Here is a 9,860-nt window from a genome sequence, read left to right on the forward strand (position 1 = left end):
GGCGTCCCGCCCGTCCAAATAGGACGGGCGGGACGCCCATCCCACAATAACAATTAAAATTGTAAGTTATTTAATTCGCGATCCTTAGAAGGATAGAAGGAAGAATTACCGATTACAAATTACCGATTACAAATTGCCTAATTGTTGTTAGATTTCAAGGCAAAAAGCATCTCCAACTCAGCAGTTGTCGGTTGCGTAGAAGCTGTGGCTACGCTAACTCCTCGGAGAGAATTCAGCAATTCGGCGACGGGCGGGGAAACTAAATTTGGCTGTACTGCGAGCAAATATTGGTTAGCCCAAGACATGGTTTTTTCCATATCTATGTAAAAGTAACCTTGGTTGGCGCGCGGTAAAGAAGTGGCGATCGCCTGAAAACTCGGACTGCTGCTTAACGGTTGCGGTGGCGTCGAAGTAATCACATCAACTAAAGGGCCGCCGAAAGCTACAAATACAGAATTTTCATTCAGCCAACCGTGCCCGAATAAAGTGCCTTGCTGGGGTATTTGCCACTCCGTAACTTCTTTGCCTTGAACTTGTCTGGGGCCGACACTGACTGTAGGATTGCTTTTGGCGATCGCATCGAGTTTTTTCAGAGTTGCTTCTGCAGCAGGGCGATCGCTGGTTTCAAAAATCATCGCCGCCCCCATGCCCAACTGAGACAAAATCCCTTGATTGGAACCGATCGCCCCGATCGCAAATTCCCCATTCATCCAACCAAAAACCTCTCGATCCGCATCCAAATCCAACCGCTTAAAACTATTCCTCACCTGCTGAACTCCCCTGCCAACTTCCGGGCTATCTTGTGCCTCAGCGGTTGCTTGCGACCAAATTTGATCGATTCCCTTGCCGCCGACTAAAGCAATGGTTTCGCCCGGAAATCTGGGCAATAATTTCGATGCGAATTGTGGAGTTTGCTGCACGAATTTAGGGTCTAACTGAGCAATAGTTTTTACCCTCAATCCCGCACTATCCGCTCCAATTCCCGCAACCAAAGACTTAACCTGTTTGAACTGCGAAAACACTGTCCAAGGCAACTGGATATCAGCGGGCAAATTAGCTTTCAATTGCTCAATGGCCGCAGGATAATCAGCAATATAAACAGTTGCGATCGGATTCTTGACACCAGCACTCTCTGCAAAAAACTTAGTTGTACTCTGCTGCGTAGCGAGGGAGGGTTCTCCTTTAAAAGTATCGATCGCCAATTCCACAGGCTTTTTCAAAGGAGCCATCACTAATTGGTCGTTCAGCAAAGCCACACTGTAGCGCTTGCCAGTTGGCTCTGCAATCTCATAAATTTTAACTCCTTTATACTCGGTTTCTTGAGTTGTTGCACCGGGCTGAGATTTTAATTTATTAGCAAAATTCCAAGCGCTAATTTTATTTTTCACGCTGACTACTACCAGCAGTTTTGGAGGCTCTGTATTCGTCACAGCATCAGGGGGCAGCAAAGCGACCATCACCCCCCCTAACCAAGGCTTTAAGTCCCTGTCAAAGTCGATTTGAGTGCCTGCCAAGCTTTGTTCTTGAAAGGCCTTCAAACCCTGACCGATCAACTTTTGAGCCCCTGGCGTGCCAAATCGCTGCAATTGTGACAACGCTTGGGGATTGGGGGAGATAAAGGCGGCCATCATTGCTTCGTCGGGCACAACTTTGGCGCTGTCTTGAGGGTTGGATACTTGTTGGCTCAAACCCTGGAAGTAAAAGTAGACCGCAGCGCTACCTGCTGCGGCGATGGAGGCAGCAATTAGAAGCTTTGATTTTTTTGCAGGCATGGTTTGTGTTCCTCGTGTCCTTTATCAGTTTAATGAAAATACACTTGGCTTGTCGGGAGGGGATCGAGGCTGCTGTTTATTTTTGTATGATTTAACACAAGTTTGGACGATCGTCTAAACTACTAAAAATGTGCATTGCGGGTAAAAGATGAAAGTAGCGATCGCGGGAGCAACGGGATTTGTAGGTAGCCGGCTGGTGGAGAAGCTGCAAGCTGCGGGACATCAAGTGGTGGTTTTGAGCAGGGATGGGGCGAAGGCTAGCCGAGTTTTTCCGGCTTCAGCTTATCCGAATTTAGAAGTTGTCGCCTACACTCCTGCGGAGTCTGGTGATTGGCAAAAGTCGATCGCGGGCTGCGAGGGTGTTGTCAATTTAGCAGGGGTTCCGATTGCGGAGGAAAGGTGGACGGAGGCGCGCCAGCAGGCAATTCTGGACAGTCGCACACTGACGACGGCAAAATTGGTCGAGGCGATCGTCAATGCTAATCCTAAACCATCTGTGTTTGTGAGTGCATCGGCGATCGGCTATTACGGAACCAGCGAAACCGCTGAATTTGACGAAACGAGCCTCGCGGGAAACGATTTTTTAGCAACAGTTTGCAAAGACTGGGAAGCAGCAGCCCAACCTGCAAAAAATGCGGGAACGCGGCTAGCAATTTTGCGACTGGGGATAGTTTTGGGAATGGGAGGCGCCTTGGCAAAAATGCTGCCACCTTTTAAACTATTTGCAGGCGGCCCAATTGGGACAGGAAAACAGTGGTTTTCTTGGGTTCATCGCGAGGATGTGGTTGATTTAATTTTGTACGCTTTGCAAAATTCGCAAGTTGAAGGCGTTTTGAATGCAACAGCACCGAATCCGGTGCGGATGAATGAATTGTGCCAAACTTTAGGGGAAGTTTTAAAGCGGCCTTCTTGGTTGCCGGTGCCAGGTTTTGCTTTAGAAATGTTGTTGGGAGACGGGGCAAAACTTGTTTTGGAAGGGCAGAAAGTGTTGCCGAAACAAACTTTAGCTAGTGGTTTTCAATATCAATATCCGACGCTGAAATTAGCACTCGAAGAGATTTTATCGGGAAGTTAGGAACCTACGGAATAGAACCCGCCGAATAGAATTCGGATGCTTCACAAACAAAGTCCGAGCTGAGAGGGACTCCAACAAAATTCCTCGTTACCAGGCTCTGCCTGGTAACGCATATCCAGAGGCTCTGCCTCGCTTTCCCCGAAAGCATATGAACCATCAAGAAATAGCAACCGGGTTGACAATTCCCGCCGAACTCCCATTCCTTCAAGCTATCTGCTGGCAAATTGCTGATGTAAAAAAATTGAGTTTCAAGGAAATGCTATGCCGCTACGAATCTGGCTGGCATTATTGGGGAGTTTTGGGAACACCTAGCTTTGAGGAACTAGCTTTTATTCAACAAATCAGCCAACACTATCAGTCTTGGTTAATAGCAGAAATGGGAAGCAGTTTTCCGCCAAAAACTCCAGAAAATGGGGTAAGTTCTCAAGCAATGTTTAAACGCGAAATTCATCAAAAGATATTAACTGTACTCAGCCACTTGAATGTCGAATTTCTACAGGAATGTCGGGCGTATTTTGGGGGCGGAACGTTGGTAAGTATGGAACACGGAGAATATCGGTTGAGCCAGGATATTGACTTTATGTGCCCGATGGATGATGGCTACCGTCTCCTGCGCCGAAAAGTTGCCGAAGGAGGCTATGATATGATTTTTGGTAGTCGCGATTCCCTTGGGGATAGCTTCGCTTCACGCATTGTTCTCCCGAACGATATTCAAGCCAACCAGTATGGGATAAGATTTCCTGTTATTGTTGACGGCACTACTATTAAATTCGAGATGGTTTGTGAAGGGCGACTTGAGTTGGGCGAACCAAATTATCCAAATTGGTCGCCTGTTCCTGGTTTGAATCAAATTGATAGTATAGCAGAAAAGTTGTTGGCAAATGCCGATCGCCCGGCTGTCGATCGGGTAAATTCTAGAGATTTAATCGACTTGGCTATTCAAAGGTTAGCGACTCCGATTCCCCAAAGGGCGATCGACAAAGCTGAAGCAGCTTATCAAGTTATGGAACCGCTCGATCGAGTGATTCAGTATTTCCAAGATCGTCCCGATTATCGGGAAAAATGCTATGAGGTTTTGAGTATTGCAGAGCCAAATAAAGTTATTAACGGTATCGATTTACTAGCTCAGGATTTAGGCAGGGAAATAACAGTCAGGACATTTAGCGAGACTACTTCCTCATTCCCCAGCTCTGCGCCGAATTGATCTTCCTCGTTCCCAGGCTCTGCCTGGGAACGCATTTCCAGAGGCTCTGCCTCGCTCTTTTCCATTCTTCGCTCTTTTCCCTTCTTTTTCCCCTCGTTACCAGGCTCTGCCTGGCCCCTCGTTACCAGGCTCTGCCTGATAACGCAGATCCAGAGGCTCTGCCTCGCTCCTTCAAACAAATCATCCGACTCAAAAATCAATCAAATCAACTGGCAACAATCCATCCTGACCCATATAATTTCGATAACTAGAATATCTCCAACAAGCTGGATCGTCAACATAGCCGCGCCTAACAGGATTATTGTGGATATACTCCAATTTTTGCAACAGCATTGCCTCATCCAAAATAGCTTGCGGGTGGAACCCTTCTTGCCATAGCTGATATTTTTGGTCTTTTTTGTGTAGCTTTTTATAGAATGCGAGTTGATCGAGGATGTTGGTAACTTGATGTTTTTCAAGCAAGTCAATTATGGAGCGAGCTGTAAATGATTTAAAATTTCTCATTTGCGTTGACAATTCAGAAGAAGTTACGATTAAGTGCAAGTGATTTTCCATCAGCACGTAACCGTGTAAAGCTAAACGCTTCTCCCGTTGCATAAAGCTTAAGGAATCTAAGACTATTTGTGCTATTTCTGCTTGACAGAAGACAGGAATCCAGTTGATAATTGTAGAGGTGACAAAGTGCGGTTGGTTGTCGGAATATATTACTTTGTATCTACTTCTTCCCATTGGGGCGATCGAGGGTTTGTTGGTGGGTTAGGGCGAGTCGGAGCCTCTGGATATGCGTTACCAGGCAGAGCCTGGGAACGAGGGAATGGATGGTTTGTTGGTGGGTTGGGGCGAGGCGGAGCCTCTAGATATGCGTTACCAGGCAGAGCCTGGGAACGAGGTACGAGTTAAGAAACCCGGTTTCTGAGCCCTGCGCGATCGTGAGCTTTGAGCAAACTCGCCGGATCGGGCCCAGCCGGGATAATGCAGCCGGGATTCAGCGGGAACAAATTGCCGTAATAATCGCGCTTCACAGCCTCCAAATCGCAAGTGCCGGCAACTCCCGGTAACTGGTACAAATCGCGCAGATAAGCTCCCAAATGCTCGTAATCTTGAATGCGACGCACATTGCATTTGAACAAGCTGTAGTAAACTGCATCAAAACGGAATAGAGTAGTAAAAAGCCGCACGTCTGCTAAAGTCACCCGATCGCCACACAGGTAACGACTCCTCAAGAGCGATCGATCGATCTCGTCTAAAACAGCAAACAATTCACTACAAGCCGAGTCATAAGCAGCTTGAGATTGCGCGAAACCGCAGCGATAAACGCCGTTATTCACCGATTGGTAAATCTTCTCATTCCACTCGTCAATTTGCGATCGCAAATCCAGAGGATAAAGATCCATTTGAGGATTGCCAGCAAACTCGTTAAACTCCGAGTTTAGCATCACAATAATTTCCGAACTCTCGTTATTGACGATCGCCTTTTTCGAGTCATCCCACAGCACCGGCACCGTACACCGCCCCTGATAGCCCGGTAAAGCCAACTGGTAAAGTTCCGGCATCGTGTTGCAGCCAAAAGTCTCCGACTCCATCACCCACATTCCCCCTTCAGAGGGATAGACAATAGACACGGATATCGCATCTTCAAGCCCTTTGAGCGCCCTCGTCACCAGAGTGCGGTGGGCCCAAGGGCATCCCGTACCCACGAAGAGGCGATACCGTCCCGCAGCGGGCCCGTGAGGGTTGTCTGGTGCAGTGCTGACAAAGTTGCGGAAACTGCTGCTGGGGCGAATGTATGCTCCCGTGCGATCGGGCGGCGCTAGTTTTGACATCATTAATTGCCACATTGATGTCCAGACAAATTTGCCTAGCTTGACTGTTACGGATGAAGGAAGCGATTTGTTTTTCACAATGCGATTAAAAGAGGTTTGCTAAACATAATTTGCTTATTTTAACTCACATTGCGAGGTTTATTCCCTAGTTCCCAGGCTCTGCCGGGGAACGCATATCCAGAGGCTCTGCCTCGATCTGTTCCCTCACCTAGGAAGGACTTTTCTAGGATCTGCCAGAGGCTATTTCAGCATAAGCTCGATCGATCAATCGGCGAGCAACCGTCTGAATTCCGGTATGTTCGTAATAATTGGTACTCATGTCTAAAAACGCCGCCACATAATCCAATTTGTCATCAGTAACATCAATGTATTGCTTGAGATGGCCTAAAACTATGGCGGGAGTTAAGCCGCGAGACTGTACTAAATTGTTCATCCAACCTTGCGCTGAGGCGAAAGTAGTTGTCACAAATCCGAACTTTTGTGAATTATTGGCGCCGGGAATTAGGTTACTGATATTTTGGAATGTTGAGTTTTGCTGCAAGGTGGAAGGATTCAATCCGCCTATCGTATTTTGTGCTACTCTAATGAAGTCCGGGCCGAGGGGAATTAAACCGTCAGCACACACTAATGCAGCCATCCGCATCAGAGATTCGCCTTTGTAATGAGATAAATAATTACCAAAGCTTCCCACATTGTCAAGGGAAATATTGTTAAGTTTGCAGTAGGCAATTAGCTCGATCGCCACTTTGACGCACAAATCGATCGTTTGAGTTGTGTCAGCTTTGGGAGTGAGGCGGTTGAGAAAGGAAAGAAAGCCAATGTTTTCGCCGATTTTATTCGCCATAGCCGTTGCACCTAACGCACTATCGGCGCTGTCTGCTAACTGGTAAAGCCTGACTACGCCTTGATATGGCTCATTGGGGTTAGCGTAAAGCTCGATCGCGCGATCGCGAATTTTCTCAACTAATTTGCGCTTTGTTTCCCCTGTCAGCGCTTGAATAGTATTATCAAAACCCGTGAGATTGTTCCACGCCCCCGGAACCACAAAATCGAGGGATTTGAGCATCATCACAGTGACGCCACCCGACGGCAAATTGTCAACCAATTCCACAATAGACTTGCTCATCACAAACTCCTGAATAGCCAGATTTAAAGTGTTCTTCCAAATACTCCAACTGCGGCAAATCCGATTCCAGATTCCAGATAAATTCCCCAGAACTTAAATAAGTAAGCACAATTAAATATTACACGACTAGAGCCTGTTTTGCAATCCTCTGAGCTTTTCTCTCTTCTCTAACTCTGCGTTCTCTGCGCCCTCTGCGGTTCATTAAAAAAAGTCTTTTCCACAAAACATTTGCATTTCACTCGCCAGCACAAAGTTAAGTTTCATTATATAGATAAATCAAAATCATCGCACTGTGTTAAAATAGATGGCGCAAAATAGAAAAACATAAAACATGACGGTTGCAGTTAACAAAAATCCGGGATTAGCCTCGCGTTTAGTAAATGGCGTACTCTCCATCAAGCCTTTAGCTAATCTAGCCAAGCACCAAGCGCGGGAAATGATGATAAAAAGAGGAGAAAAAATCGGAGTGCATTGGCGACAAGAATCGCAAGCACTTTTGTCCAGGAATTGGGATGCAGAATTGCTCAGCGTCCAAAATCCCGATCTTGTTTACCCGAAATATTATCTAACTTCATTCCACGCTTATGAACAAGGTAACATGAGCTGGGAAGCTGCTACAGAAGTAGAAGTTGCCGCCCGTACAGTTCACGCCACAATTTGGCCGGAAGCGGGTGCAGAAGGCGATGCAAAACTCCGCGCCAGCTATCACGAAGTCATCAAATCTCAGATTGCTTCTTCACCGCAAGATATTGTGGATTTGGGATGCAGTGTGGGAATGAGTACCTTTGCTCTTGGGGAGGTTTACCCGGAAGCGAAGATGACTGGGGTGGAGTTGTCGCCTTATTTTTTAGCAGTTGCTAAATACCGTTCTCAACAGCGAGAATCCCAATCTTTAAATCAAAAATCTCCGACTTGGGTTCACGCTGCTGCTGAATCTACTGGTTTGCCTGCGGCTGCTTTTGATTTAGTTTCTATTTGTTTAGTTTGTCACGAATTGCCGCAGAAAGCTACTAGAGAAATATTCCGGGAAGCGAGGCGTTTGCTGCGTGTTGGCGGACATTTGACAATTATGGATATGAATCCTCAGTCGGAAGTTTATGCCAAAATGCCTCCTTATATTTTGACTTTGCTCAAAAGTACGGAGCCTTATTTGGATCAGTATTTTGGGTTGGATATTGAGCAAGCTTTGGTAGATTCCGGTTTTGCCCAGCCGACAATCACTTGCAATACAGTCCGACACCGCACTATTGTTGCTGAGGCAATAAACAGTCGGGTTTGATGTTGGAAAAATGTTGGCGGTCGATGACACTTAAAAAGTTGATTCGACCGCAACTGCGGTATAATAGAGACGAACCTAGAAGGTTATAGGTATGACTCCGGTATCCGAAACACAAGCGACTATTATCCGTACAGAGCGAGGACTGACGATTTCAGGCACTCGACTGACTCTATATGATGTTATGGATTTTCTGAAAGCTGAGTATTCACCAAAATTGATTCGTCATAAATTTAACCTCACGGACGATCAAATTAACGCTGCTATGTCTTACATTGAAGCAAACCGCGCTCAAATCGAAACAGAGTATCAACAGGTATTACAAACAAGAGCAGAAATTCGCTCCTATTGGGAAAATCGCAACCGCGAACGGTTCGATCGCATTGCAATGATGCCACACAAGCCCGAACAAGAAGCTCTCTGGGCAAAACTTGAGGAGCAAAAAGCGAGACGTGTCGCACAGAAACAATGACTTTCCTAGTTGACTACAATCTTGACGGCTATGCTCTTCTTTTGCTCGGAATTTTGACAAAACTCGGCTGGCTTGAATTCGTGTCGATTCGATTTGTCACTTTTAGGGAAGCTGGACTATCGATGGACGCTAGCGATCGTTTGGTTTGGCGTTATGCTCAAGAAAATCAAATGATGATACTCACAGCCAACCGAAACATGAAGGGTGAGGATTCACTTGAACAGGTGATGCGTGAGGAAAATACAGCAGATTCGTTTCCTGTATTGACAATTACAGATATCGATCGCCTTGACGAATTTGACTACCGAGAGCGATGTGTTGAGCGTCTTGTTGAGATTGTTCTAGACGTTGACAATTATATGGGAGTTGGTCGGTTATTCATTCCGTGATATCGACATCAATTTACCTAATTCGATCGCAACTGCGGTACAATTAAGCGTTAGACAGCAGTCTGAGCTAGAACATTTTAATAAAATCCTAAAAGAAGGACATCTTCATGAATCCGACAGCCCCCTCTGAAAACGTCATCAATTGTTTGCACGTTATTTTGGATGCCACTGCATCGAAAAATTACGAGCTTTTTACCACAGTGGGCGATGCAGGCTACAAAGCGAGCATTACACCACAAATGTTTGACGCTGTTAGCGAGCAGCTCGCTTCACGCCTGCAAAAAGGATATTCAATTACTTATTTTGGTGAGATAAAACAAGGTAATAGTCCGATTTATTTGTGGAAGCTGAGTTTTGAAGATGGTGGAGATGAATTTGTGGCACACATGACTATGAATGGAGACAAAGTTGCTGGGATTTTCATCGAATAACACATCTTTCTTGACCGAAAGCATCCAGGATACAAGCCCCCGGATTCATCCGTCCAGAAATAAAAAACTTGTATCCGATGAACAAGCCCCCGAATTTATCCGTGGGCTCAATGCTTCAATTCTTTAATCTAAAATCTAAAATCTAAAATCGATTGACACGGTGTTTCACTCTCATCTAAGGAATGAGAATTAAATAACTTCCACTCTTGAAAGTGGGATGGGCGTCCCGCCCGTCCAAAAATGACGGGCGGGACGCCCCACCCACAATAACAATTAAAATTGTAAGTTATTT

The 9,860-nt window shown here is 46.0% G+C and carries 11 protein-coding genes; 7 read left to right on the forward strand and 4 right to left on the reverse strand.

Annotated features, from left to right (window positions below; all coding sequences use genetic code 11):
- Positions 1-137: 137 nt before the first annotated feature.
- Positions 138-1,772 (reverse strand): DUF3352 domain-containing protein, encoded by a 1,635-nt coding sequence (locus QUB26_RS30365; protein ID WP_333237670.1) that lies wholly within the window; start codon positions 1,770-1,772, stop codon positions 138-140.
- A 148-nt stretch (positions 1,773-1,920) separates the two neighbouring features.
- Here QUB26_RS30365 and thyD point away from each other — a divergent pair, with 148 nt between their 5' ends.
- Both thyD and QUB26_RS30375 read left to right on the forward strand, forming a co-directional pair.
- Complete coding sequence (gene thyD, locus QUB26_RS30370) at positions 1,921-2,847, forward strand: thylakoid membrane protein ThyD (RefSeq protein ID WP_333237667.1); 927 nt, start codon at positions 1,921-1,923, stop codon at positions 2,845-2,847.
- 148 nt (positions 2,848-2,995) lie between these two features.
- Positions 2,996-4,051: a nucleotidyl transferase AbiEii/AbiGii toxin family protein gene (locus QUB26_RS30375; RefSeq protein WP_333237665.1), complete on the forward strand. Its 1,056-nt coding sequence runs from the start codon at positions 2,996-2,998 to the stop codon at positions 4,049-4,051.
- Positions 4,052-4,240: 189 nt separating this feature from the next.
- Here QUB26_RS30375 and QUB26_RS30380 read toward each other — a convergent pair whose 3' ends face one another.
- Positions 4,241-4,780 carry an REP-associated tyrosine transposase gene (locus QUB26_RS30380; RefSeq protein ID WP_333237663.1) on the reverse strand — a complete coding sequence of 180 codons (540 nt, stop codon included), beginning with the start codon at positions 4,778-4,780 and terminating at the stop codon, positions 4,241-4,243.
- Between the two features lie 52 nt (positions 4,781-4,832).
- On the opposite strand from QUB26_RS30380, the gene QUB26_RS30385 reads away from it, so the two are divergent.
- Positions 4,833-4,967 carry a hypothetical protein gene (locus QUB26_RS30385; RefSeq protein ID WP_333303022.1) on the forward strand — a complete coding sequence of 45 codons (135 nt, stop codon included), beginning with the start codon at positions 4,833-4,835 and terminating at the stop codon, positions 4,965-4,967.
- Here the strand turns inward: QUB26_RS30385 and QUB26_RS30390 are convergent.
- Positions 4,948-5,889 carry a glutathione S-transferase C-terminal domain-containing protein gene (locus QUB26_RS30390; RefSeq protein ID WP_333237928.1) on the reverse strand — a complete coding sequence of 314 codons (942 nt, stop codon included), beginning with the start codon at positions 5,887-5,889 and terminating at the stop codon, positions 4,948-4,950. The genes QUB26_RS30385 and QUB26_RS30390 overlap by 20 nt on opposite strands.
- Positions 5,890-6,097: 208 nt before the next feature.
- Positions 6,098-7,000, reverse strand: coding sequence for a hypothetical protein (locus QUB26_RS30395; RefSeq protein WP_333237661.1), 903 nt, complete (start codon positions 6,998-7,000; stop codon positions 6,098-6,100).
- A 331-nt stretch (positions 7,001-7,331) separates the two neighbouring features.
- Between QUB26_RS30395 and QUB26_RS30400 the strand changes: the two genes are divergently transcribed.
- The 4 genes from QUB26_RS30400 (at position 7,332) to QUB26_RS30415 (ending at position 9,568) form a co-directional block, all read left to right on the forward strand.
- The gene (locus tag QUB26_RS30400; protein WP_333237659.1) at positions 7,332-8,279 is read left to right on the forward strand and encodes a class I SAM-dependent methyltransferase; all 948 of its coding nucleotides are present in this window, start codon (positions 7,332-7,334) and stop codon (positions 8,277-8,279) included.
- Positions 8,280-8,370: 91 nt separating this feature from the next.
- On the forward strand, positions 8,371-8,748 hold the full coding sequence (locus tag QUB26_RS30405) for a DUF433 domain-containing protein (protein ID WP_333251067.1): 378 nt from the start codon (positions 8,371-8,373) through the stop codon (positions 8,746-8,748).
- A complete protein-coding gene (locus tag QUB26_RS30410) occupies positions 8,745-9,137 on the forward strand; it encodes a DUF5615 family PIN-like protein (RefSeq protein WP_333237655.1) in 393 nt (130 codons plus the stop codon). Before QUB26_RS30405 ends, QUB26_RS30410 begins: the two co-directional genes overlap by 4 nt.
- A 107-nt stretch (positions 9,138-9,244) precedes the next feature.
- A complete protein-coding gene (locus QUB26_RS30415; RefSeq protein WP_333138580.1) occupies positions 9,245-9,568 on the forward strand; it encodes a hypothetical protein in 324 nt (107 codons plus the stop codon).
- Positions 9,569-9,860 lie beyond the last annotated feature (292 nt).

The organism is Microcoleus sp. B4-C1, assembly GCF_036705285.1.
Classification (GTDB): domain Bacteria; phylum Cyanobacteriota; class Cyanobacteriia; order Cyanobacteriales; family Microcoleaceae; genus Microcoleus.

Coding starts and splice junctions, on each gene's coding strand:
- QUB26_RS30365 (WP_333237670.1), bottom strand. CDS start 1,772: ATGCCTGCAAAAAAATCAAAGCTTCTAATTGCTGCCTCCATCGCCGCA.
- thyD (WP_333237667.1), top strand. CDS start 1,921: ATGAAAGTAGCGATCGCGGGAGCAACGGGATTTGTAGGTAGCCGGCTG.
- QUB26_RS30375 (WP_333237665.1), top strand. CDS start 2,996: ATGAACCATCAAGAAATAGCAACCGGGTTGACAATTCCCGCCGAACTC.
- QUB26_RS30380 (WP_333237663.1), bottom strand. CDS start 4,780: ATGGGAAGAAGTAGATACAAAGTAATATATTCCGACAACCAACCGCAC.
- QUB26_RS30385 (WP_333303022.1), top strand. CDS start 4,833: ATGCGTTACCAGGCAGAGCCTGGGAACGAGGGAATGGATGGTTTGTTG.
- QUB26_RS30390 (WP_333237928.1), bottom strand. CDS start 5,889: ATGTGGCAATTAATGATGTCAAAACTAGCGCCGCCCGATCGCACGGGA.
- QUB26_RS30395 (WP_333237661.1), bottom strand. CDS start 7,000: ATGAGCAAGTCTATTGTGGAATTGGTTGACAATTTGCCGTCGGGTGGC.
- QUB26_RS30400 (WP_333237659.1), top strand. CDS start 7,332: ATGACGGTTGCAGTTAACAAAAATCCGGGATTAGCCTCGCGTTTAGTA.
- QUB26_RS30405 (WP_333251067.1), top strand. CDS start 8,371: ATGACTCCGGTATCCGAAACACAAGCGACTATTATCCGTACAGAGCGA.
- QUB26_RS30410 (WP_333237655.1), top strand. CDS start 8,745: ATGACTTTCCTAGTTGACTACAATCTTGACGGCTATGCTCTTCTTTTG.
- QUB26_RS30415 (WP_333138580.1), top strand. CDS start 9,245: ATGAATCCGACAGCCCCCTCTGAAAACGTCATCAATTGTTTGCACGTT.